This window comes from Streptomyces albus subsp. chlorinus, from assembly GCF_013302895.1.
Classification (GTDB): Bacteria; Actinomycetota; Actinomycetes; order Streptomycetales; family Streptomycetaceae; genus Streptomyces; species Streptomyces chlorinus.
In genome coordinates, this window is sequence record NZ_VJOK01000001.1 from 4,009,428 (window position 1) to 4,031,097 (window position 21,670).

Below are 21,670 nucleotides of genomic sequence, written 5' to 3' on the forward strand. Positions count from 1 at the left end.
GACCGCGCCCTGCTGCGCACCGTCCGGCTCCTGCACCGGGAGGGCGAGCTGGCCGGGACGGCGCTGTCGGTGGTGCCCGTGGGCAACGGCCCCTCGGTCGCGCTCGCCCGCTCCCTCGGCCTGCCGCTGGACGTGGTGACGGCGGCCCGGACGGTACTGCGCGGCCGGGTACGGGCACGGGACCTGCTGGCCGACGACGAGGGCGACGTCGTGCTCGGCGGACTCCGCGTGGAACCGGCCGCGCCCTTGGCCACCGGGCCGGAACTCCTCCGGGAGGGGCTCCCGACGGCGGCCCGGTCCCCCTGGTGGCGGCGGGGGCGCCTGCTGCCGCGGACGGTCCGCCACACCGGGGACCGGCCGGGCCGGTCCCCGGCGGCCCCGCCGCACTCGGCACCCCCGGCACCTCTGGGGCCCGCGGGGTACCGGCTGCGGGTGGAGGCGGACGGCGCGGTGCTGGCGGAGCCCGGCCGGCCGGTCTCCGGGCTCTCCGTGCGGACGGCCGAGGGCACCGGGCTGGCGGACGTGGTGGTCGGCGCCTCGGGAGAGGCCGCCGCGCCGCGGGTGCGGGCCCGCACCGTCACCGTGACCGCCGCCGCGGACGGCTTCCGCTACCGGCCCGACGCGGACGGCCTCACCGGCCCGGTCGCCACCCGGACGTGGACCGTGCTGCCCCGCTCCTGGCGGCTGGTCCTCCCCCCGCCGGAGGGGGAGTGACGCCGTCCTCTGCTGGAGGGGGAGTGACGCCGTCTGCGGGTTCCGCCCGTCGGGTCTGCTGCCGGGCCTTGCTTCGTCGTGGTTGCGCGCCGTTGCGGCAGGAGGGTGGCGGGGGCACCCCTGAGCCCCCGGTTTCGCGGGCGGGCCTTGGGCGGGCCGGGCCTTGGGCGGTCTCGCCTTCGCGTGCCTCGCCCTTGGCGGGGAGGGCTGTCGGCGGGGCCGGGTGGCGGTCTCGGCAGGGGAGCGGTCAGCGGGGGTGGGTGTCCCGGCGGGAGTCGTGCCAGCGTTTGAGCATGGCTTCCAGTTCGTTGCGCATGAACTGGAGGAACTCCGCGCTCTCGGCCAGCCGGCGGCCGCCGGGGGTGTCCTGGCCGAGGAGGCCGGCGCCGGTGCTCAGGGTGGTCAGCCAGCGGCTGAGCAGGGTGTCGCGGTGGAGGAGCGAGGTGTACCAGACGTCGGGGTGCAGCAGGTAGCGCTCGCGCCGGGAGCCGGGGTCGCGCTGCCGGGAGATCATGCCGGCCTGGGAGAGATAGCGGACCGCGCCGGAGATGGCGGCCGGGCTGGCCCTCAGGCGTGCGCTCAGCTGGGCCGAGGTGAGGGAGCCGTCCTCGGAGGCGAGGAGGCAGGCGAAGGCGCGGGCCGCCATGCGCTGCATGCCGGCCTCGGCGAGGTCGGCGGCGAACCGCTCCACGAAGGGGGAGACGCGCTCGGAGTAGTCGCGCAGTTCGGCCCGGGAGGCCGGGTCCGTGCCGGGGGCGGTACCGGGATCCGTGCCGGGGGCCGTTCCGGGATCCGTGCCGGGGTCCGGGTCCGTCCGGGGCGTGTGTTCGGTCGCGTCGTCAGCCACGTCAGTCAGCTTCTCCCTGCTCAGCCGTTCTCCCGAAGACCCTAACGCTTCCTTAACTTCACAAATTTGTGAAACCAGCGTAGTTTCCGAATCATGAACGCCGCTCCTACCGCGACCGCTCCCGCGACGCCGTCGACCACGGCGATCCATGTGTCCGGACTCGTCAAGACCTTCGGCAGGACCCGCGCCCTCGACGGGCTCGACCTGGAGGTCGCCACCGGCGAGGTGCACGGATTCCTCGGCCCGAACGGGGCCGGGAAGTCGACGACCCTGCGCATCCTGCTGGGGCTGCTCCGCGCCGACACCGGTACCGCCCGGCTGCTGGGCGCCGACCCGTGGGACGACGCCGTGGCCCTCCACCGCCGGCTCGCCTACGTCCCCGGCGACGTCGAACTGTGGCCCAACCTCACCGGCGGCGAGGCCATCGACCTGCTGGCCCGGCTCCGGGGCGGCATCGACGCGAAGAAGCGCGCCGAGCTGATCGAGCGCTTCGACCTGGACCCCACCAAGAAGGGCCGCACCTACTCCAAGGGCAACCGGCAGAAGGTCGCCATCATCGCCGCGCTCGCCTCCGACGCGGAGCTGCTGCTGCTGGACGAGCCGACCGCGGGCCTCGACCCGCTGATGGAGGTCGTCTTCCAGGACGTCATCCTCCAGGCGAAGGCCCAGGGCCGCACCGTCCTGCTCTCCAGCCACATCCTGTCCCAGGTGGAGAAGCTGTGCGACCGGGTGAGCATCATCCGGCTCGGCAGGACCGTCCAGTCCGGGACGCTCGGCGAGATGCGGCACCTGACCCGGACCACCATCGAGGCCGAGACCGCTCTCGCCCAGCCGTCGGCCGCCTCCCCCGAGCTGACCGCCCTCGCCGGGCTGCCCGGCGTCCACGACCTGCGGACGGAGGGCAACCGGGTGCGCTTCGCCGTGGACGGCGCCCACCTCGACGACGCCGTACGCCACCTCAGCGGCCTCGGCGTCCGCAGCCTCGTCAGCCACCCGCCGACCCTGGAGGAGCTGATGCTGAGGCACTACGGCGACGAGCTGTCCGAGCTGAGACACGGCAGGGACCAGGAGGGGACCGGGGCGGACGCCGACGGTTCCAGCGTGCCGGAGGCGACCTCGCGATGAGCACCGCCACCGACACCGCGCCCCGCACCGGCTCCGCACGCGAGGGCGGGCGCGGCGCGGCAGCAGCCGGCGGCAACGCGCTGGCCGGCACCGGCACCCTGCTGCGCTTCGCGCTCCGCCGCGACCGGGTGCGGCTGCCCGTCTGGGTCCTGGCCGTCTTCCTGGTCTCCCTCTCGGGCCTCCAGAAGGCCGGCCAGCTCGTCTCGGACGATCCCGCCGAGGCCGCCGACATGGCCAGGACGCTGAGCGGGCCCGCCATGCTCGCCATGACGGGACCCGAGCACTACCTGACCACCTTCACCCCGGCCTCGGTGCTCAGCATGCTGATGCTCGGCTACGGGGCCGTCCTGACCGGGCTGATGAGCGTCCTGACCGTCGTCCGGCACACCCGTGCCGACGAGGAGACGGGCATCGCCGAACTCCTCCGCTCCGGCGTGGTGGGGCGGCACGCCACGCTCACCGCGGCGCTCGCCACCGCGGCCGGCGCCAACGTGGTGCTCGGTCTGCTGTTCGCCGCCGCCCTGCCCGGCACCGGGCTCGACGGCGTGACGGGCGGCGGCGCGCTGCTCTACGGCGCCGCGCACACCGCGGTCGGCCTCGTCTTCGCGGGTGTCGCCGCCGTGACCGTCCAGCTGTCCGCGCACGGCAGGGCCGCCTCCGGCACGGCGCTGGCCGTCGTGGGCGTCTCGTACGCGCTGCGCGCCGCGGGCGACGTGGGCAGCGGCGCGCTCGCCTGGGCCTCGCCGATCGGCTGGGCGCAGCGCAGCTACCCGTTCGTCGACGACCGCTGGTGGCCGCTGCTGCCCGCCCTCGCCCTGGCCGTCGTGGCCGCGGCGGCCGGGTACCTGCTCAGCACCCGGCGCGACGTCGGCGCGGGCATCCTGCCGCCCCGCCTCGGCAACGCCACCGCGTCACCGGCGCTGTCGCACCCGCTCGGCCTCGCCGTCCGGCTGCACCGGGGGCTGCTCACCGGATTCGGCACGGCGCTGCTGCTGCTCGGCGCCATGTACGGCTCACTGCTCGGTGACGTCGCCGACATGCTGAAGGACCTCGACCAGAACCTGCGCGAGGCCCTCACCGAGGCGGGCGGTTCGATGACCGAGTCCTTCGCCTCCACGGTCATGCTGGTGGTCGCCGTCGTCGCCTCCCTGGCGGTCGTCATGGCGGCGCTCAGGCCCCGCGCCGAGGAGACCGCGGGCCGCGTCGAACCCCTGCTGGCCACCGCCCTCTCCCGCACCCGCTGGCTGGGCTCCCACCTGGCGCTCGCGCTCGGCGGCGGCACCCTCGTGCTGCTGACCGGCGCGCTCGGGCTCGGGCTGGCGGGCGCCGCCTCGGCCGGGGACGGCGGCCTGACCGGCCGCCTGCTGGGCGCGGGCCTCGCCTACGCCCCCGCCCTGTGGGTCACCGGCGGCGTCGCGGTCCTGCTGTACGGCTGGGCCCCGCGGCTGGCACCCCTGGCCTGGGCCGTTCCCGCCTACGGCTTCGTCGTCGGCTACCTGGGCAAACTCCTCGACCTCCCCGGCTGGCTGAACGACCTCTCCCCCTTCGGCCACGTCCCCCAGCTCCCCTCCGCCGACATGCGCTGGGCACCCATGGCCTGGCTGACCCTGCTGGCGGCGGCGCTGGTGGCCGCGGGCCTCCTGGGCTTCCGGCGGCGGGACCTGGAGACCAAGTAGCGGCGGGTCCGCCTCTCCCCGGCGGCTCAGCTCGCGCGCTGGTAGCGGAGCACCCGGCCGTCGGGGAACCGGCGCAGCAGGACCTCCCCCTGGGGCCGCAGGGTGGAGGCCGCGCCCGTGGCGCAGGTGCCGCGGGAGGCGGTGCGGTCCACCTCGGGCGGTGCCACGCGGGCCGGTTCCGCCTCGTTGCCCGCGAAGAAGACGTCCATGCCGGCCTCGCAGTGCTCGCGGCCGTCGGAGACCAGGGTGAGACCCCCGCCGTCCTGGGGCGCGGTGGCGCGGACGGTCAGCGTCTGGGAGCCGCCGCCGGCCAGCGGGCGGCGCCATAGCCCGGTCAGCGCCTCCGGCATCCGCTCGGGGGTGGTGACCTTGTGCAGCGTGGCCGTCCGGCCCGCGGCCCGCCACTTGAGGACGCCGCCCGGTCCGGCGACCAGTGTGTGCTCCCCGATCGCCGCGCACCGCCCGGACGGCACGCTCTTGACGACCCTGGTGTCCAGCCGCAGACCCGCCTCGTCGGCCGCCGAGGACGGGGCCTGCGCGAGCGTGCCGTCGCTCTTGCACTCGTAGTCGTCGCCCAGGCTGACGCTGGTGGCGACGACCTCTCCCTCCTCGCCCCTGGTGATGACGAAGCGGCGGTGCTGGCCGTTGGGCTTCCCGTCCCGCTGGACGGCACCGACCCAGGTGCCCACGTAGGCGTCGGGAACGTCCGACGACGTGCCGGGCCCGCCGTCGTCCCTTCCGCCCCCGCCCCCGCCGCCGTCACCCAGCGGCCCGATCCCCGCGCTCGTGGCGGCGACCCCCGCGCCCGCCAGGACGACGGCCGCGGCGACGGCCAGCAGCGTGCGACGGCGGGTGCGGGCACCTCCCGGGCGGGTACGGGCCGCTTCCGGGCGGGTACGGGCCGCTTCCGGGCGGACGCCGGAGGAGGGACCGGAGGGGGACGGCGCACCCGTCTTCGGGGGCGGCGAGGTGGGCGCGGCCACCGCCGATGCCTCCGCCTCACCGGGATCCGCGCCCGCCGGGACGGGGGCGTCGGCGGGCTCCGTGGGGGGTACGGGCGCCACCGTGGGGGGCGGGGCCGTGGCGGCCGGCGCCGTGGCGGCTGGTGGCGTGGCGGCTGGTGCCGTCGCGGGCGCCACCGTGGCGGGCGGCGGGGGCGTGACGGCCGGCGGTGCGGTGACCGGTGACGCGCTTGCCGGTGGTGCGGTCGCCGGAGTGGTGGCCGCCGGAGCGGTGGCCCGGGGGTGCCGTGCCCTCCGCCGGAGCGGGGGCCACCGGCGTCCCGGGCACGGCCGGACCGGGGCGCGGGTGGTTGCCGTGCATCCCGGAGCCCGAGGGCGGGGTGTCGGTGTCCAGCAGCCGCACGGCCGCGCGCCCCAGCTCGGCGAGCAGTCCGGCGGGCAGCCACGGCGGGGCCGAGGCGCCGACCGCGACCGGCTGGACGTGGGCGACCACGTCCTCGGGCGCGGGCCGGGCGGCGGGGTCCTTGGCGAGGCAGGCGGTGATCAGCTCGCGGACGAGCACGGCGTCCGCGTCGGCGTCCGGGCCCGTCCCCAGGTTCCCCAGGTCCGGTTCCTCGGAGGCGATGCGGAACATCACCGAGTGCACCCCGCCGGCGCCGCCGCCCCCGCCGAACGGGGGCCGGCCGGTCGCCGCGTGGGCGAGCACGCCGCCGAGGCTGAAGACGTCGCTGGCGGCGCTGAGCCGGCCGCCGGTGATCTGCTCGGGCGACATGAAGCCGGGCGAGCCGACGACCATGCCGGTGCCGGTCAGCGTGGTGTCGGTCACCTCGTCCAGGGCCCGCGCGATGCCGAAGTCGATGACGCGGGGGCCGTCGATGGTCAGCAGCACGTTCGAGGGCTTGAGGTCCCGGTGGACGAGCCCGGCGCCGTGGATGTCGAGCAGCGCGGAGGCCAGACCGTAGGCCAGGACCCGGACGGAGCCCGGCGGCAGCGGTCCGCGTCCGTGCCGCGCCGGCTGTCCCGCGGCCACGACCTGGGCGAGCGAGGGGCCGGCGATGTATCCGGTGGCGACCCACGGGGTGTCCGCCTCGGTGTCGGCGTCCAGCACCGGTGCCGTCCACCGCTCGCCGACGCGCCGGGCGGCCTCCACCTCCAGCCGGAACCGCGCGCGGAAGGCGGGGTCACAGGCCAGTTCGGGCTTCACCAGCTTGACGGCCACCGTCCGGCCGCCGGACGAGCGGCCCAGGTAGACCCGGCCCATGCCGCCCGCGCCCAGTCTTCTCAGCAGCCGGTAGCCGCCGATGCCGACCGGATCCTCCGGCGTCAGGTCCGTCATTTGCCGCCATGCCCCCACAACTCGTCGGTTCCCGGCCGCCACCGAAGCGGCTCCTTCCCCGCCTCACTCTCCGCCAGGAAGGTCACGGCAGGGCTGCCAACGGGCTTCGCTTTGATGGTGCGCCGCGGGGAGTATCGCAGGTGCGGGGGCGGCGGTGCGGCCTCAGTCCGCCGGGTGGAGCGCCTCCATCGCGCCGGTGAGGCGGTGCAGTGCCGCCGCCACGCGGGCGAACTCCTCCTCGCCGCCGAGCTGTTCGCACAGCCGACGGGCGAGGTCGGCGTGGCCGGGTGTGACGCGTTCGACGGCGGAGCGGCCCTCCTCGGTGGGGGTGAGGAGTTTCGCGCGGCGGTGGGCGGGGTTGGGCTCGTACGCGGCGAGCCCCCGTTCGACCAGCAGGTCGGCGATGCGCTGGACGCTCTGCCGGGTGATGCCCATGGCGCGGGCTATGCCGGAGACGGGCAGCGGTTCGCGGAGCACCGCGCCCAGGACCTGCCACCAGGCGGCGGTCAGCCCGGCGGGGCGGGCGAGGGTCTCGGACGCGGCGAGGAACTGGCCGTTGAGGCGGAAGACGGCCAGCGCGGTCTCGCTCAGCAGATCGGTGTCGCGGGGCCGGCCGCTCACGGCCGCGCCGCCGCGAAGACCGCGTACGCCTCCGGGTCGGAGTGCTGGTGGAGCCGGTAGAAGGCGTCCACGACCGGGGGTGCGTAGGTGCCGAGCCGGGCGAGGATCTCGCGGGCGAAGGCGACGGGTTCGGTCGGCCCGGCCGTGATCAGGTCGCGGTCGGTGACGGCGTCGGCGTCGCGGTAGAGGGCGCCGCCCCCGTAGCCGTTGGCCATCCGGAGGAACTCGGGCGCCGCGCTGGTGTGCGCGCGCTCGTCGAGCAGCCCCTCGTCGGCGAGCCCCCACACGGCACCGCAGATCGCGGCGACGGGCACGCCCGCGTGCAGGAACTCCCGCGCGGTGTAGGCGAAGTCGGCGAGCGCACCGCTCGTCCAGCCGTCGGCGCCCGGCAGGATGAGCATGCTGCTGTCGGCCGGGCGCAGGGCATCGAGCGTCATGTCCGGCTGGATGCGCAGGCCGCCCTTGGTGACGACGGGGGCCTGGGTGAGGCCGACGGTCCGGACGCCGCCGGGGAGGTGCGCGACGGCGTGTCCGTACTCCCAGTCGGCGAGGGTGTCGTACACGGCGAGGTGGACGTGGGCGGTCATGGCGGCCTCCGGGGCGCTGGAAAGGTGGCAGGGGGCTGCCGTGACGGCGACCGCTGCCTTGATGACAGCATTCTGTCGAAATGACAGGGGGCTGTCAATACTCCGCCGCTGCCCGGCGTGCTGCGGCCGCCCGCCCGGGGTGCTGCGGCCGCCCGCCCGGGGTGCTGCGGCCGCCTGCCTGGCGTGCTGCGGCCGCCTGAACGCCGCCGCCGGAGCGTTGCCACCGGAGCGTTGCCGCCCGACCGTCGTCACCCGACTGTCGTCACCCGGCCCCTGCCGCCTGATCCTTAACGTCGCGGGGAAGCCCCTTTAACCCGGGCGTCCGTACGTTCACCGGCATGGATTCGTTCAGCCAGTTCCTCGGCCACCTCGCGCTCGACCTCGCGGCGGTGCTGGTCCTGACGTTCGCCGTGTACTTCCCCCGGCACCGGCGGCGGGACCTGCTCCCCGCCTACCTCGCCTTGAACGTGGCGCTCTTCGTCGTCGTCGCGGCGCTGGCCCGGGCCGGCCAGGGCGGCGGCCTCGCCCTGGGATTCGGGCTCTTCGGCGTGCTGTCGATGATCCGGCTGCGCTCGGAGTCCATCCAGAACGAGGAGGTGGCCTACTACTTCACCACCCTCGTGGTGGGCCTGGTCGCCGGCCTGCCGCACCTGCCGTTCGGCCTGGCGGCGCTCCTGTGCCTGCTGCCCGTCGCCGTGCTCTACGCCGCCGACCACCCGCGGCTGTACGCCCGCACGCGGCGTGCCGTCGTCACCCTGGACGCGGCCGTCACCGAGCCGGAGGCGGTGCGCGCCCTGGTGAGAGCGCGGCTGGGCGAGCCGCTCGCCTGGAAGGTCGGCGAGGTCGACTACGTCCGCGATCTGACGGTCGTGGACGTCCGCTACCGCGAGGTTGCCCCCGCACCCGGCGGGGAACGGGGACGAAAGACGGCCCCCACGCGTTACCACGACAGCGGCCTCGGTGACGTTCGCGAACCGACGGCCGCCGGCGACAGCGACACCCGTACGACGTCCACGTCCACGTCCGCGGCACCGACCGCGGCCACGTCCACGCGCACGCCTGCCACTGCCGCTCACCCGAGGGAGACCGCCCGATGACCGCGCGCACCACCGCATCCCATCCGCGCCGCCCCGTCCACACCCCAGGCGCCCCCGCCCACGTCCCGGAGGGTCCCGCCCACGGCCCGGAGGGTCCCGCGCACGGCCCGGAGGGTCCCGCCCACGGCCCGGAGGGTCCCGCGCACGGCCCGGAGGGACCCGCCCGCACCCCGGCGGGCCGGCCCCGCACCTCGGGAGGCCGCGCCCGCGTCGCCCCCTCCGTCCGCGCGCTGGCCCGCGCCGCGCTGGCCGCCCACCCCATCAGCCTGGAGGACGTGCGCGAGCGCGCCGAGCTGCTGGACCGCTACGACCGCTGCTACCTGGTGCCCGCCGCCGACTTCCTGGACATCGCGGCGCGCCTGACCGACCCGCACCGGGACGAGCCGTTCCGGGCGCTGTCGATCGGCGGGCGCCGCTGGTTCGGCTACCACTCCGTCTACTACGACACGCCGGAGCTGCGCGCCTACCACGACCACCGGCAGGGCCGCCGCCGGCGCTGCAAGATCCGCGAGCGGCTCTACCAGGACACCGGCGAACGGCAGTTCGAGATCAAGGTGAAGGGCGGGCGCGGCCAGACGCTCAAGTTCCGCCGCCGCCTCGCCGACCGCGCCCACGCCCTGGAGGACGCCTCCCGCAGCTTCCTCACCCGGACCCTCGCCGAGGTGTACGGCACCGGCTTCGAGGCCCCCCAGGAGCTGACACCCAGCCTGGTCACGGACTACACCCGGGCCACGTTCGTCGCCGACGGCCAGCGCGTCACCGCCGACGCGGCCCTGGTCTGCCGCGACGCTGCGGGCAACGAGGTCTACAGCGCCCGCGACCTGGTCCTGGTGGAGACCAAGTCCTACGGCCACCTCACGGAGGCGGACCTCCTCCTCCACGAATACGGCCACCGGGCCGCCGAGTTCACCAAGTACGCCTCCCTCGCGGCGCTCGACCCCTCCCTCCCCGCCCACCGCTGGCTGCGTTCGCTGAGGGAGGCGTTCCCGGCGGCGGTGGCGGCCGGCTGAGGCCGCCGCGCGGCACCACCGCCCCTCACGCGGGCAGCGGACGCTCGTGCACCACGTGCTTCATCACCAGCGTGGAGCTGAGCCGCTGCACGCCCGGCAGAGTGGCCAGGTTCTCGTCGTAGAGGCGCTGGAACGCGGCGAGGTCGGCGGTGACGACGCGGAGCAGGTAGTCGGGGTCGCCGAAGAGGCGCTGTGCCTGGACGACCTGGGGGAGGTCCGTCAGCGCCTGCTCGAAGGCGGAGATGGTGGCGCGGTCCTCCTGGCGCATCGTGACGAAGACGAGCGCGTCGAAGGTGAGGCCGACGGCGGCGGCGTCGACCACGGCCCGGTAGCCGCGGATCGCGCCGCCGCGCTCCAGTTCGCGCAGCCGCCGGTGGCAGGGGGAGAGGCTCAGCCCCACCCGGGCGGCCAGTTCGGTGACGGTCAGCCGGCCGTCGGCCTGCAGCTCGGAAAGAATCTGCCTGTCCATGTCGTCCATGGGGAAGATTCTTCCAACAGAGCGCCCCTGAGCGACCATGTTGAGAAACACCTTTGGGGCAATTCTTCGTATTCTTCCTCCGCGAACCCGTACGCCGACCCGTACGCGAACCCGTACGCCGACCCCGTACGAGAGGAAGATCCGTCCCCCATGGCTGCCAGCTCCATAGCCGCCTTCGCCGCCTTCTCCTTTCTCCTCGTCCTCGTCCCGGGCGCGGACTGGGCCTACGCGATCACGTCCGGGCTGCGCGACCGGTCCGTCGTCCCGGCGGTCGGCGGGCTGATGCTGGGGTACGTGGCGCTGACCGCCGTCGTGGTGGCCGGGGTCGCCGCCGTGGTCGCCAGGAACCCGGGAGTGCTGACCGGGCTCACCCTGGTGGGCGCCGCCTACCTCCTCTACCTCGGCGTGACGACGCTGCTCGGCGCGAAGACCGCCGGGAGCGCCCCACCCCCGGCCGCCGCCCCGGCCGGTGCCGCCGGTGCCGCCGGTGCCGTCGCCGGTGACGGCACCGACGCCGACCGTCCCGCGGCCGGCGGGGGTGCCGCGGCGCGCTCCCGGGTGCTCAAGGGCGCGGGCGTCAGCGGCCTGAACCCCAAGGCGCTGCTGCTCTACCTCGCGCTGCTGCCCCAGTTCGCCGACCGCCACGGCACCTGGCCGCTGGCGCTCCAGATCGGACTGCTGGGCCTGGTCCACATGTGCAACGCCGGAGCCGTCTACCTGGGCGTCGGTTCGCTGGCCCGCACCGTACTGCGGGCCCGGCCCACCGCGGCGCGGGTCATCACCCGGCTGTCGGGCGTCGCGATGCTCTTGCTGGGGGCGCTGCTGCTGGTGGAGCAGCTCCCGCGCTGAGACGAGCGGCCCCTCCCGGCCCGCTCCGGCTCACCCGGACTGTTCCGGCCCCCTCCCGGCCCGCTCCGGCTCGCCCCCTCCGCCCCTTCCCGGCCCGGCCGCCCCTCAGTGCCGTGCCAGACCGAAGCGGCACGCCACCCGGGCCCCGCCGTGGTCCGGTGAGGCGCCCAGCTCCATGCCGCCGCCGGACTCCTCGGCCGTCGTCCGGGCGATGTCCAGGCCCAGGCCCGTCGAGCCCGCCCCGCTCGCGCCCCGCGCGCCCACGTCCGGGGCGCCGTCGGCGAAGCCGGGGCCGTCGTCCTCGACGGTGAGGACGGCGTCCGTGCCGGCCGTCGTGACCGTCAGCCACAGCCCGGTGCCCTCGGGCGTGTGGTCGAGCACGTTGCCGATCAGCGTGTCCAGGACGGCGGACAGGTCGTCCACCGGCACCCGGACCAGGACCGGCGCGCCGGGCGCGGAGACGGTCAGCGCACGCCCCTGGTCCTCGGCGAGCGGCGTCCAGAACGCCGCCCGCTCCCGGACCAGCTCGGCCAGGTCGCACCGCCGGCTGCCCGGCGCCGCCCCCGCCCGCCGGGCCGCGCGGATGACGCTGTCCACGCTCCGCTCCAGCGCGGCGACCGACTTCCCTATCCTGGCCGCCTCCTCCTCGTCGCGCAGTCCCTCCGCGTCCAGCCGCAGCGCGGCGACCGGCGTGCGGAGCCGGTGCGCGAGGTCGGCGCCCCGCTCGCGCTCCGCCGTGACGAACCCGTCGATGCGCTCGCCCAGCTCGTTGAGGCGGCCGGCGAGCTGGCGCAGCTCGCGCGGGCCCAGCGGCTCGGCGCGGGCGGTCAGCTCCCCGGCGGCGAGCCGGTCGGAGACGGCGGCGAGGCGGCGCGTGGCCCGCACGATGCGGGCGGCGAGCCGGTCCGCGAAGGCCAGACCGAGCAGCATCAGCGCGGCACCGATCCCGAAGACGGCCAGCCAGGAGGGGAGCACCCCGGCGTGCAGCTGGTCCTCGGTGACGGCCACCTGGACGACGGAGGCGGAGCGGGCCGGGGCCTTGACCGGGCCCGGGTCCTTGGCCGAGCCCTCGGCCGGGGCCTTGGAGCGCGCGCCGTCCGCCGTGCCGCCTTCCCTGCCGCCTTCCGTCCCGCTTCCCGTGCCGAGCACCGGGACCAGCACCACCCGGCCGCCGCCGCGCGCCTCGCCGGGCGCGTAGGTGAAGGCGCGGCCGCGCCGGGCGAGCTGGAGCGCCTCGGCGCTCACGCCGCCGGTCCGCGCGCCCAGTACGGTGCCGTCCGCCAGGACGACACAGGTGCGCGGCTGGTCCTCGCCGTTGAGTCCGTCGAGCACCCCGGTGACGACGGCGCGGCCCCCGTCCCCGCCCCTGCCCAGGGAGCCGCCGACCACCGCCGCGACGGACTGCGCCCGTTCGGTGGCGTCCGTCATGGCCCGGTCCTCGGCGTGGCTGCGGACCAGCAGGGCGAGGGGGACGAGGAGGACGGCGAGCACGACCGCCGTCGTGGTGCCGATGAGGACGAGCAGCTGCCGGCGCATCAGCCGCGCGCCCCGTCCCCGTCGCCCGCCCCGGCCCCGTCCCCGTCGGCGTCGGCGTCGGCGTCGGCGGGACCGGGGGCGTCAGGGGCGGCCAGTTTCACTCCGACCGACCGGACGGTATGCAGATAGCGGGGGTGCTGCGCGGTCTCGCCCAGCTTGCGGCGGAGCCAGGAGAGGTGGACGTCCACCGTCTTGTCGGCGCCGCCCAGCGGCTGCTGCCATACCTCGGCCAGCAGGTCGCGCCGCGAGACCACCTGGCCCTGGCGCCGCGCCAGATAGCAGAGCAGGTCGAACTCCCGCGGCGTCAGTTCCAGGGGCTTCCCGTCGAGCGTGACCTCCCGCGCGGACGGGGCCACCACGAGCCCGCCCACCCGCACGGGCGGCTCCGGCTCGTCCGGCTCGCCGCCGCCCAGCCGCCGCAGCACCGCCTTGATACGGGCGTCCAGCTGCCCGGAGCCGAACGGTTTGACGATGTAGTCGTCGGCGCCGTCCTCCAGCGCGGCGACGATCTCCGGCTCCTCGTCCCGCGCGGTCGCCACGATGACGGGCACGTCGCTGACCGAGCGCAGCATCCGCAGCACCTGCCCGCCGTCCACATCGGGCAGTCCCAGGTCCAGCACGACCAGGTCGGGCCGCTGGGTGACCGCCGCGTCGAGGCCCGCCATCCCGGTGGAGGCCGTGGCGACGGCATGCCCGCGGTCGCGCAGTGCCCTCACGAGGGCCGCGCGGAGCTGGGGGTCGTCCTCGACGACGAGTAGATGCGACATACACGTACGTTAGCCAGTGGCGGACGGCGGACCCCGGCGGGTGCCGCTCCTCCCGCGCTTGTACGGGGCGGGAGCCGGGTTGTCCACCCCTTAACCCGGCGTTAGGGAAAGGGACGGCAGACTGCGCGGTGTGAGAGGTGGGAACGGCATGGCGGACGAGCACGGCCGGCCGGGGGCCGGGAACGGCGCTGCCGGCGGCCCGGGAACGGGCCCGGACGCGGGCACGGGCACGGATACGAGCGCGGGCCCGGATTCGGGCACGGGCACGGATACGGGTGCAGGGGGTACCGGCGAGGTCGGCGGTGCCAGGGAGGTGCGCCGCCGCCGTATCGCCGCGGCGGGCTGGGTGTGCGCCGTCGGCGCCGCGTTCGCGCTGGGCGCCTGGTCGTTCTCCCAGGCCGACCCGGGCGGCCGGTACGCCCGCCCCGAGCCCCTCACCGACGACGGTGTCCGGCACGAGCTGGCCCAGTCGAAGGAACGGGCCCGCACCAGGAGCCCGGAACCGTCCGCGTCCCCCTCGGCCGGCCGTACCCCGGACGGCACCCCCGTCCCGTCCCGTACCGAGCCTCCCCGGCGGCCCGTCACCCGGACCGGCACCGTCCGCTTCCCCGACGGGCTCGGCACGGCCCTCGCCGAGTGCCGCACGGACGCCCGTACGGTCAAGCTGCTCAGCTGGACCCCCGCCGAGGGCTACAGCGTCGACGACGTGGACCCCGGGCCCGCCCGGTCGGCCGACGTCGAACTGGAGCCGGCCGCCGACGGCGCCGCCGACCCCACCGTCCACGTCCGCTGCTTGCACGGGAAGCCCCGGGCCACCGTCACCAGGGAAGCGGACAGCGACGAGGACGACGACTGACCACGCGCCCACGACCGCCCGGCGCGCCCTCCCGGAAAACCGTCCCCGGCCGTCCCCTCCCCGTCCCGTCCGGCCCCGGCACACCCCGCGTCTCCACCGATCCTCCCCCTCCCCGGCCACCCGGGAGGAAGCGGGAGACATACCCTGACTGTCACCCTTCCGGGGGTCTCCCGCAGTACGCGAGCGAACCGAGGTACCGATCGTGACGACGCACCACCCCTCATCCCCCTCCCCGTCCTCCTCTCCCTCGCCCTCCCCCTCTCCCGCGCCCGACCCCGCGGCAGGCCGGGCCGTGCACGCCGCCGACCGGTCCCATGTGTTCCACTCCTGGTCGGCGCAGGGCCAGATCGACCCGCTCGCGGTCGCGGGCGCGGAGGGCTCCTACTTCTGGGACTACGAGGGGAAGCGGTACCTCGACTTCACCAGCGGTCTCGTCTTCACCAACATCGGCTACGCCCACCCCAAGGTGGTCGCCGCCATCCAGGAGCAGGCGGCGAGGATGTGCACCTTCGCGCCCGCCTTCGCCATCGAGGCGCGCTCGGAGGCGGCACGGCTGATCGCCGAGCGGACGCCCGGCGACCTGGACAAGATCTTCTTCACCAACGGCGGCGCCGACGCCGTCGAGCACGCCATCCGCATGGCCCGCCTGCACACCGGCCGCCCCAAGGTGCTCTCCGCGTACCGCTCCTACCACGGCGGCACGCAGCAGGCCATCAACCTCACGGGCGACCCGCGCCGCTGGGCGTCCGACACCGGCACCGCGGGCGTCGTCCACTTCCACGCCCCGCACCTGTACCGCACCCAGTTCTACGCCGAGACCGAGGAACAGGAGTGCGAGCGCGCCCTGGCGCACCTGGAGCAGACGCTCGCCTACGAGGGCCCGCAGACCGTCGCCGCCGTCATCCTGGAGACCATCCCCGGCACCGCGGGCATCATGATGCCGCCGCCCGGCTACCTGGCCGGCGTCCGCGAGATCTGCGACAAACACGGCGTCGTCTTCGTCCTCGACGAGGTGATGGCGGGCTTCGGCCGCACCGGCACCTGGTTCGCCGCCGACCTGTACGGCGTCGTCCCCGACCTGATGACCTTCGCCAAGGGCGTCAACTCCGGTTACGTGCCGCTCGGCGGCGTCACCATCTCCGCGAAGATCGCCGAGACCTTCGAGACGCGCCCCTACCCCGGCGGCCTCACCTACTCCGGGCACCCGCTGGCCTGCGCCGCCGCCGTGGCCACCATCGAGACCATGGCCGAGGAGGGCATCGTCGAGCACGCCGCGCACCTGGGCGAGCACGTCATCGGCCCGGCCCTGCGCGAACTGGCCACCCGCCACCCCTCCGTGGGCGAGGTCCGCGGCACCGGCGTCTTCTGGGCCCTCGACCTGGTGCGGGACCGGGAGACCCGCGAACCGCTGGTCCCCTACAACGCCACCGGTGCCGCGGGCGCGCCCATGGCCGACTTCGCCGCCGCCGCCAAACGCGGCGGACTGTGGCCGTTCGTCAACATGAACCGCACCCACGTGGTGCCGCCGTGCACCCTCACCGAGGCCGAGTTCAAGGAGGGCCTGGCGGTACTGGACGAGGCCCTCACGGCGGCCGACGCGCACACCACCGCCGGCGCGGGCGGCGGCACTGGGCCGAAGGACGGAGGAGCGACGGCGTGATCCGACGCAGCACCCTGCGCTCGCAGATCGCCACCGCGCTGCGCGACGAGATCCTGGCCGGCCGGCTCGCCACGGGCCGGGAGTTCACGGTCAAGGAGATCGCCGAGCAGTACGGCGTCTCCGCGACACCCGTGCGCGAGGCACTGGTCGATCTCGCGGCGCAGGGGCTGCTGGACGTCGAGCAGCACCGGGGTTTCCGCGTCCACGTCTTCACCCTCGCGGACTACCGCGCGATGTGCGAGGCCCGGCAACTGGTGGTGGACGGCATCTTCCAGGGCCTGGAGACGCCCGCGGAACCGGAACCCACCGGTGCCGCGGGCACCGCCGGGTCCCCCGGTCCGCCCGTCGCCCGCCGCGCGCTCGGGGGCCTCGGGCCCGAGGTGCTGGCCTCCGTACGCCGCCGCGCCGACGCCGCCGAGAGGGCCGCCCGCGCCGGGGACCTGGACGTGCTGATCGCCTACGACCTGCGGTTCTGGCGGGAGTTGAGCGGCCTCCTCGGCAACGCCTACATCTGCGACTTCCTCGACCGGCTGCGCGTCCAGTGCTGGGTGTACGCCGTCTCGGTCCTGCGGGGCAGGCCGAGCCTGCGCGGGCGACTGTGGTCGGGGCACAACGCCCTGCTGGACGCCGTCGAGTCCGGTGACGCGCGGGCCGCCCGCGAGGTCATCGCCACCTACAATCAGCACGCCCTGACACAGGTCGGCGCGGGCGAGGGAGCATGAACGTTTCACCGGACAGCCATGGCGGCCGTGGGAACAGCCCCGGCCACGGCCCCGGTTCCAGCCACAGCAGCCACAACTCCTGCTCCGGCCACGGCCGCACCCCCAGCCACGGCCCCGGCCCGGCACCGGGCGCGGCGGCCACCACCGAGGACACCGTGCTGGTCGCACCCCCCGTACGCACCGGCACCACCACGCTGCCCCCGGCCGGCCGCCCCCCGGACGCGGACCGGCCGGGCACATCCGGGGCCGCACCGCGGGAGAGGCGACTGGCGTGGGCGGAGTGGGGCCCCGAGGACGGCACCCCGGTGCTGTTCTCACCGGGCGCCGCCACCTCGCGCTCCCTCGGTTTCGGCGCGGGCGTCGTCGACGCCCTCGGCGTCCGGCTGATCGCCCTCGACCGCCCCGGACTGGGCGCCTCCACCCCCGCGCCCGGCCGCACCCTCGACGACTTCGCCGCCGACGTCGCCGCCTTCGCCCGCGCCCGGCGGCTGGGGCGGCCCGCGATGGTGGGCAACTCGCAGGGGGCGCCGTTCGCGCTCGCCTGCGCGGCGCGCGGGGTGACCGGGCCGCTCGCCCTCGTCTCCGGCGCCGACGAGGTGGCCCACCCGCGCTTCGCCGAACCTCCCTTCACCGAGGCGCTGCCCGCCGGACTGCGCCGCCTCGTCGCACTCGCCACCGACGAACCCGGGGCCGCGCACGCGGAGTTCGCCCGGTTCACCCCGCAGGCGATGTGGGACATGGTGCTCGGGTCGAGCCCCGAGGTGGACCGCGCCGTCTACGAGCGCCCCGACTTCGCCGCCGCCTACCGCCGCGCCCTGGACGAGGGCTTCGCGCAGGGCCCCGACGGCTACGCCCGCGACACCGTGCTGGCCATGGGCCGCTGGGACATCGACCTGACGGCCGTCCGCGTCCCCGTCGACCTGTGGTACGGCGACGCCGACCTCGGCCACTCGCCCGACCAGGGCGAGAGCCTGGGCGCCCGCATCCCCGGCGCTCGGCGGCACCTGCTGCCCGGGGTGGGCGGCGCCCTGCTGTGGACGCACGCGGCGGACGTCCTGCGCGCCCTGCTGGAGGGGGCCCGGACGTGAGGAACCGGTCCGTGCGCGCGGACGGGCACCTCCCGGCACCCGTGCCGCAGGCGCGCGGCGCGGGGCACATTACGCTGTGCGCACCGTACGTCCCTGACGGTTTTGGAGCGCCCCTTGGCCTGTGACCTCTGGCTGGTACCCCTCGTCGACGTGCTCTGCCACAACCCCGACAACCCGTTCTCGGAAGAGATCGCCACCTACGACAGAGCACTCACCGAGGCCGGTCTGCCCACGGTCCCCGTCTTCGGCTACATGCCCGGTCTCTCCGGCGACGTCGCCCCCGTCGCGGGCTTCGACTACGACGCTCTGCACTGCCTGCGCCGCGCCTACCTGCTGCTGGCCTCCGGCCTGGAGGTCACGCCGGTGGGGGAGTTGGGCAGCGACTACGAGCAACTCCTGGAGATGTTCGAGCAGACGGCACAGCGGTCCCACCTGGTGTGGCACTACGACCACGCCGGTGCCTACATCCCGGTGGACTTCCCCGCCCCCCTCACCGACGACGCGCTGCTGGAGGGCGGCGGTCCGCTGGGCTCCAGCCACGGCCTGCTGCGCGAACTGCGCCTGGTGGGGCCGCACCTGGGCATCGACCCCGACAACCCGCCGCCCGCGCCGGCCGCCCCGCTGCGGCCCACCGACCTGGACGAGCCCGCCGCCTCCGCCGCCATCGGCTACGACGACGGCACGCCCTTCGGGCGGGAGCGCCACGTCTGGCTCGGACTGCACGCGGCCGCGACCCGGAGCCTCGCCCAGGGCTCCATGATCGTCTTCGGCTGACCGGTCACCCGGTCACGGCCCCGGAGGGCGCTGGCGGGGCATCGGGGGCCAGGGGTTGAGGCCGCCGTTGGGCGGCGGGAGGCGGCGGAGGGGGGAGCGGGCGGCCGGGGGCGGCCCGGAGGGCACCAGCGCCAGCGGGGACGCCTCGGTACGGAACGAGATCATCCAGTCGACGGTCTCGGCCCGTACCGTCTCTCCGACGTCCTCCGAGAAGCGCCGCAGGACGGTCAGGGCGCGCTCCGCGGCCTCGCCCGCCGTCCCCTCGGCGGGGCCGAGGACCTCACGCACGTTCTCCGCGGCCCACTCGTACCGCAGCGCCTCCAGCCGCCGGTGCACGGCCAGCGCGACGGCCATGTCCCGCATCCACCCGGAGGTCAGTCCCAGCCACCGGTCCGCGAGCGCGCACCCCGCGGCGAACAGCAGCGCGAGGTAGCCGAGATAGCCGGTGTCCCCTTCCATGGTGGGTAAAGGGACTCCCGCCAGGTCCGCGAGGGGCAGCAGCGCTCCCGCGCCGGTGCCGGCGACCACACCGCCCCGCAGCGCGCGGGCCCAGCGGCGTTTGCGCGTCCGGTCCGCGAGATACCAGTCGACGACGCGCATCGCCTCCTGTTCCACCCACTGGTACAGCTCTTCGAGGCGTTCGGCGGGCTCGTCCCAGTCCCCGGACGGGAACCCCCGCCCCAGCAGATCCGGCTGCTTCACCCGCTTCACTTGTACTCCCTCGCTCGCGTTCCGGTGCCGACGGCTGCCCGGCGGCCCCTTCCTACCGCCAAAAGTGGGACCACGTCGTCGAACCGCCCTGAAATCCCCCCAGAAGTGGCGCCGTGTCGGGTATGGAAGCGGCCGTGTCACCCGTACGGGCCCGCGCGACGCCCGCTTCCCGCCGTCGCGGGGCGGCCGTACGGGCGCGCGGGCGCGAGGGCGGCTGCCGTTAGGGTGGCGGCGTGAGGATTCTGGTCATTGGCGGCGGTGCCCGCGAACACGCAATCTGTCGCTCGCTCTCGCTGGACCCCGAGGTCACAGCGGTGCACTGCGCGCCCGGCAACGCCGGGATCGCGGCGGTCGCCACCCTGCACGCGGTGGACCCGCTCGACGGCGCGGCCGTCGCCGAACTGGCCGCCTCCGACGAGGTCCGCGCCGACCTCGTCGTCGTCGGCCCTGAGGCCCCGCTGGTGGCGGGGGTCGCGGACGCGCTGCGGGTGCGCGGCGTCCCGGTGTTCGGCCCGTCCGCCGAGGCGGCGATGCTGGAGGGCTCGAAGGCGTTCGCCAAGGAGGTCATGGCGAACGCCGGCGTGCCCACCGCCCGCAGCTATGTGTGCACCACGCCGGAGGAGGCGGATGCCGCGCTGGACGCCTTCGGCCCGCCGTACGTCGTCAAGGACGACGGCCTGGCCGCGGGCAAGGGCGTCGTGGTGACCGAGGACATCGAGGAGGCCCGCGCGCACGCCCGCGCCTGCGGCGGCGCCGTCGTCATCGAGGAGTTCCTCGACGGCCCGGAGGTCTCCCTCTTCGCGGTGACCGACGGCGAGACCGTCGTGCCCCTCCAGCCCGCGCAGGACTTCAAGCGCGCCCACGACGGCGACGAGGGCCCCAACACCGGCGGCATGGGCGCCTATTCGCCGCTGCCGTGGGCCGACCCGAAGCTGGTCGACGAGGTGCTCACCACGGTGCTGGAGCCCACCGTCCGCGAGCTGCACCGGCGCGGCACGCCGTTCTCCGGCCTGCTGTACGCGGGGCTGGCCCTCACCTCGCGCGGGGTGCGGGTGATCGAGTTCAACGCCCGGTTCGGCGACCCGGAGACGCAGGCGGTCCTCGCCCGCCTCCGCACGCCGCTGGGCGGGCTGCTGTACGCGGCGGCCACCGGCTCGCTGGCCGACTTCCCCGCGCTGCGCTGGAGCGACGGCGCGGCCGTCACCGTCGTGGTCGCGGCCCACGGCTACCCGGCGAAGCCCCGTACGGGTGATGTCATCGAGGGGCTGGAGGAGATCGAGCGGGAGGACGGTCCGGAGGCGTACGTGCTGCACGCGGGCACGACGGCCGACGAGGACGGCACCGTGCGCAGCGCGGGCGGGCGCGTCCTGTCCGTCACGGCGACGGGCGCGGACCTCGCCCAGGCGCGTGAGCGTGCCTACGCGGCAGTCGGCCGCGTCCGGTTGGCGGGCTCGCACCACCGCTCGGACATCGCCGAGCGCGCCGCGTCCCAGAACTGAGCGCGCCGCTTCCCGGAACTGAGCGCGCCGCTTCCCGGGACCGAGCGCCCGGTTTCCCGGAGCGCCCGGTTTTCCGGACCGGCGCATATACCGCCCCGCCCCGCCGGGCAAGAGCTTTAGCCAAAGCCATTCCATCGAGTGACGAGGGCCTCGGACGGCTGACGCCCGCCGAGGCCCCAACTATGGTGCCGCTCAAGCGCCGTGAGGCCCAAGGCGCCATGCCCCCGGCCGGGCACGGGGGGAGGTCCGTCGACTGGCGCAGCGCGTATTGCGGTGTCAGAGCGCGGTGACACAGTGGGTGGGAGCCGGAGAGCCCGGCCACGGTCCCGAACGGTCCGGACGAAGCGGGGTGAGACGTGAGCGGTTCCGGTGGTACCGGCCGGCGCGCCGTCGCGCGCTCCGCGCGCGCGCACGCCCTCGCCGTGCTCCGCGTCCGCAGCACGGCGCTCGCGCTCGCGCTGCTGCCCGCCGCCGCGGCGGTGATCCTGTGGGCGGGCCGTGCCACGGGGCGGTTCGGCCTCGGGCCCGGCACCGGCTGGGACGCCGCCCGCTGGACGGTCACCGGGCTGGCCGTGCTGGTCCTGGCCTGCGCGGTGGTCGCGGGCCTGGTCATCGCGCGGGGCCGCCCGGCCGTCTCGCCGACGGTCCCCGTCGAGGAGCACGCCGCACCCGCCCTGCACGCCCTGGTCCGCGACCTCGCCGAACGGCTGGAGGTCCCGGCCCCCTCCGCCATCGCCCTGACCCCCGACTGCGAC

At 75.7% G+C, this 21,670-nt stretch carries 21 protein-coding genes and 1 pseudogene; 13 read left to right on the plus strand and 9 right to left on the minus strand.

The window, feature by feature from the left end:
* Window positions 1–714, plus strand: a 714-nt coding sequence (locus FM076_RS17490) for a hypothetical protein (RefSeq protein WP_173871853.1), incomplete at its 5' end; no start/stop codon positions are given.
* 247 nt (window positions 715–961) lie between these two features.
* Here FM076_RS17490 and FM076_RS17495 read toward each other — a convergent pair.
* Window positions 962–1,561 carry a MarR family transcriptional regulator gene (locus FM076_RS17495; RefSeq protein ID WP_173871855.1) on the minus strand — a complete coding sequence of 200 codons (600 nt, stop codon included), beginning with the start codon at window positions 1,559–1,561 and terminating at the stop codon, window positions 962–964.
* Window positions 1,562–1,654: 93 nt separating this feature from the next.
* On the opposite strand from FM076_RS17495, the gene FM076_RS17500 reads away from it, so the two are divergent.
* Both FM076_RS17500 and FM076_RS17505 read left to right on the plus strand, forming a co-directional pair.
* Window positions 1,655–2,686, plus strand: a complete 1,032-nt coding sequence (locus FM076_RS17500) for an ABC transporter ATP-binding protein (RefSeq protein WP_173871856.1) — start codon at window positions 1,655–1,657, stop codon at window positions 2,684–2,686.
* Complete coding sequence (locus FM076_RS17505) at window positions 2,683–4,362, plus strand: ABC transporter permease (RefSeq protein ID WP_173871858.1); 1,680 nt, start codon at window positions 2,683–2,685, stop codon at window positions 4,360–4,362. The genes FM076_RS17500 and FM076_RS17505 overlap by 4 nt, the downstream gene beginning before the upstream one ends.
* A gap of 26 nt (window positions 4,363–4,388) precedes the next feature.
* On the opposite strand, the gene FM076_RS17510 is transcribed toward FM076_RS17505, so the two are convergent.
* The 4 genes from FM076_RS17510 to FM076_RS17525 all read right to left on the minus strand — a co-directional run bounded on the left by FM076_RS17510 (window position 4,389) and on the right by FM076_RS17525 (window position 7,868).
* Window positions 4,389–5,345: a hypothetical protein gene (locus tag FM076_RS17510; RefSeq protein WP_173871860.1), complete on the minus strand. Its 957-nt coding sequence runs from the start codon at window positions 5,343–5,345 to the stop codon at window positions 4,389–4,391.
* Window positions 5,346–5,361: 16 nt separating this feature from the next.
* Window positions 5,362–6,660 (minus strand): serine/threonine-protein kinase, encoded by a 1,299-nt coding sequence (locus FM076_RS17515; RefSeq protein ID WP_173871862.1) that lies wholly within the window; start codon window positions 6,658–6,660, stop codon window positions 5,362–5,364.
* A gap of 162 nt (window positions 6,661–6,822) precedes the next feature.
* On the minus strand, window positions 6,823–7,281 hold the full coding sequence (locus FM076_RS17520; protein ID WP_173871864.1) for a MarR family transcriptional regulator: 459 nt from the start codon (window positions 7,279–7,281) through the stop codon (window positions 6,823–6,825).
* On the minus strand, window positions 7,278–7,868 hold the full coding sequence (locus FM076_RS17525) for a DJ-1/PfpI family protein (RefSeq protein WP_173871866.1): 591 nt from the start codon (window positions 7,866–7,868) through the stop codon (window positions 7,278–7,280). The genes FM076_RS17520 and FM076_RS17525 overlap by 4 nt, the downstream gene beginning before the upstream one ends.
* 338 nt (window positions 7,869–8,206) lie before the next feature.
* Here FM076_RS17525 and FM076_RS17530 point away from each other — a divergent pair, with 338 nt between their 5' ends.
* Window positions 8,207–8,965 carry a DUF4956 domain-containing protein gene (locus FM076_RS17530; RefSeq protein ID WP_173871868.1) on the plus strand — a complete coding sequence of 253 codons (759 nt, stop codon included), beginning with the start codon at window positions 8,207–8,209 and terminating at the stop codon, window positions 8,963–8,965.
* The gene (locus FM076_RS17535) at window positions 8,962–9,975 is read left to right on the plus strand and encodes a VTC domain-containing protein (RefSeq protein ID WP_345945065.1); all 1,014 of its coding nucleotides are present in this window, start codon (window positions 8,962–8,964) and stop codon (window positions 9,973–9,975) included. The genes FM076_RS17530 and FM076_RS17535 overlap by 4 nt, the downstream gene beginning before the upstream one ends.
* 25 nt (window positions 9,976–10,000) lie before the next feature.
* Here FM076_RS17535 and FM076_RS17540 read toward each other — a convergent pair whose 3' ends face one another.
* Complete coding sequence (locus tag FM076_RS17540; protein WP_173871870.1) at window positions 10,001–10,453, minus strand: Lrp/AsnC family transcriptional regulator; 453 nt, start codon at window positions 10,451–10,453, stop codon at window positions 10,001–10,003.
* A 150-nt stretch (window positions 10,454–10,603) separates the two neighbouring features.
* On the opposite strand from FM076_RS17540, the gene FM076_RS17545 reads away from it, so the two are divergent.
* Window positions 10,604–11,302 (plus strand): LysE family translocator, encoded by a 699-nt coding sequence (locus tag FM076_RS17545; protein WP_173871872.1) that lies wholly within the window; start codon window positions 10,604–10,606, stop codon window positions 11,300–11,302.
* 105 nt (window positions 11,303–11,407) lie between these two features.
* Here FM076_RS17545 and FM076_RS34675 read toward each other — a convergent pair whose 3' ends face one another.
* Both FM076_RS34675 and FM076_RS17555 read right to left on the minus strand, forming a co-directional pair.
* Window positions 11,408–12,838 carry a sensor histidine kinase gene (locus tag FM076_RS34675; protein WP_173871874.1) on the minus strand — a complete coding sequence of 477 codons (1,431 nt, stop codon included), beginning with the start codon at window positions 12,836–12,838 and terminating at the stop codon, window positions 11,408–11,410.
* Window positions 12,838–13,605 (minus strand): response regulator transcription factor, encoded by a 768-nt coding sequence (locus FM076_RS17555; RefSeq protein ID WP_243274546.1) that lies wholly within the window; start codon window positions 13,603–13,605, stop codon window positions 12,838–12,840. The genes FM076_RS34675 and FM076_RS17555 overlap by 1 nt, the downstream gene beginning before the upstream one ends.
* A 148-nt stretch (window positions 13,606–13,753) precedes the next feature.
* Here FM076_RS17555 and FM076_RS17560 point away from each other — a divergent pair, with 148 nt between their 5' ends.
* From FM076_RS17560 to FM076_RS17580, 5 genes are all read left to right on the plus strand, one after another.
* Window positions 13,754–14,461, plus strand: a complete 708-nt coding sequence (locus tag FM076_RS17560; RefSeq protein WP_173871875.1) for a hypothetical protein — start codon at window positions 13,754–13,756, stop codon at window positions 14,459–14,461.
* 202 nt (window positions 14,462–14,663) lie between these two features.
* A complete protein-coding gene (locus tag FM076_RS17565; RefSeq protein WP_173871876.1) occupies window positions 14,664–16,121 on the plus strand; it encodes an aminotransferase class III-fold pyridoxal phosphate-dependent enzyme in 1,458 nt (485 codons plus the stop codon).
* Entirely contained in the window at window positions 16,118–16,843 is a 726-nt protein-coding gene (locus FM076_RS17570) for a GntR family transcriptional regulator (protein ID WP_173871877.1), read from the plus strand. Before FM076_RS17565 ends, FM076_RS17570 begins: the two co-directional genes overlap by 4 nt.
* A complete protein-coding gene (locus FM076_RS17575; RefSeq protein WP_173871878.1) occupies window positions 16,840–17,931 on the plus strand; it encodes an alpha/beta fold hydrolase in 1,092 nt (363 codons plus the stop codon). The genes FM076_RS17570 and FM076_RS17575 overlap by 4 nt, the downstream gene beginning before the upstream one ends.
* Before the next feature lie 114 nt (window positions 17,932–18,045).
* Window positions 18,046–18,705, plus strand: a complete 660-nt coding sequence (locus FM076_RS17580) for a hypothetical protein (protein WP_173871879.1) — start codon at window positions 18,046–18,048, stop codon at window positions 18,703–18,705.
* Window positions 18,706–18,717: 12 nt separating this feature from the next.
* Here FM076_RS17580 and FM076_RS17585 read toward each other — a convergent pair whose 3' ends face one another.
* Window positions 18,718–19,416: an SLATT domain-containing protein gene (locus FM076_RS17585; protein WP_173871880.1), complete on the minus strand. Its 699-nt coding sequence runs from the start codon at window positions 19,414–19,416 to the stop codon at window positions 18,718–18,720.
* Between the two features lie 233 nt (window positions 19,417–19,649).
* Here FM076_RS17585 and purD point away from each other — a divergent pair, with 233 nt between their 5' ends.
* Window positions 19,650–20,915 (plus strand): phosphoribosylamine--glycine ligase, encoded by a 1,266-nt coding sequence (gene purD / locus FM076_RS17590; RefSeq protein ID WP_173871881.1) that lies wholly within the window; start codon window positions 19,650–19,652, stop codon window positions 20,913–20,915.
* 356 nt (window positions 20,916–21,271) lie between these two features.
* Window positions 21,272–21,670 (plus strand): annotated as a pseudogene (locus tag FM076_RS17595) (hypothetical protein); the annotation flags it as partial.

Bases quoted from the DNA above. Each gene is read 5' to 3' on its own strand.
- FM076_RS17535 (WP_345945065.1), top strand. From the start codon at position 8,962: ATGACCGCGCGCACCACCGCATCCCATCCGCGCCGCCCCGTCCACACC.
- FM076_RS17505 (WP_173871858.1), top strand. From the start codon at position 2,683: ATGAGCACCGCCACCGACACCGCGCCCCGCACCGGCTCCGCACGCGAG.
- FM076_RS17525 (WP_173871866.1), bottom strand. From the start codon at position 7,868: ATGACCGCCCACGTCCACCTCGCCGTGTACGACACCCTCGCCGACTGG.
- FM076_RS17540 (WP_173871870.1), bottom strand. From the start codon at position 10,453: ATGGACGACATGGACAGGCAGATTCTTTCCGAGCTGCAGGCCGACGGC.
- FM076_RS17500 (WP_173871856.1), top strand. From the start codon at position 1,655: ATGAACGCCGCTCCTACCGCGACCGCTCCCGCGACGCCGTCGACCACG.
- FM076_RS17545 (WP_173871872.1), top strand. From the start codon at position 10,604: ATGGCTGCCAGCTCCATAGCCGCCTTCGCCGCCTTCTCCTTTCTCCTC.
- FM076_RS34675 (WP_173871874.1), bottom strand. From the start codon at position 12,838: ATGCGCCGGCAGCTGCTCGTCCTCATCGGCACCACGACGGCGGTCGTG.
- FM076_RS17560 (WP_173871875.1), top strand. From the start codon at position 13,754: ATGGCGGACGAGCACGGCCGGCCGGGGGCCGGGAACGGCGCTGCCGGC.
- FM076_RS17515 (WP_173871862.1), bottom strand. From the start codon at position 6,660: ATGACGGACCTGACGCCGGAGGATCCGGTCGGCATCGGCGGCTACCGG.
- FM076_RS17555 (WP_243274546.1), bottom strand. From the start codon at position 13,605: ATGTCGCATCTACTCGTCGTCGAGGACGACCCCCAGCTCCGCGCGGCC.
- FM076_RS17575 (WP_173871878.1), top strand. From the start codon at position 16,840: ATGAACGTTTCACCGGACAGCCATGGCGGCCGTGGGAACAGCCCCGGC.
- FM076_RS17530 (WP_173871868.1), top strand. From the start codon at position 8,207: ATGGATTCGTTCAGCCAGTTCCTCGGCCACCTCGCGCTCGACCTCGCG.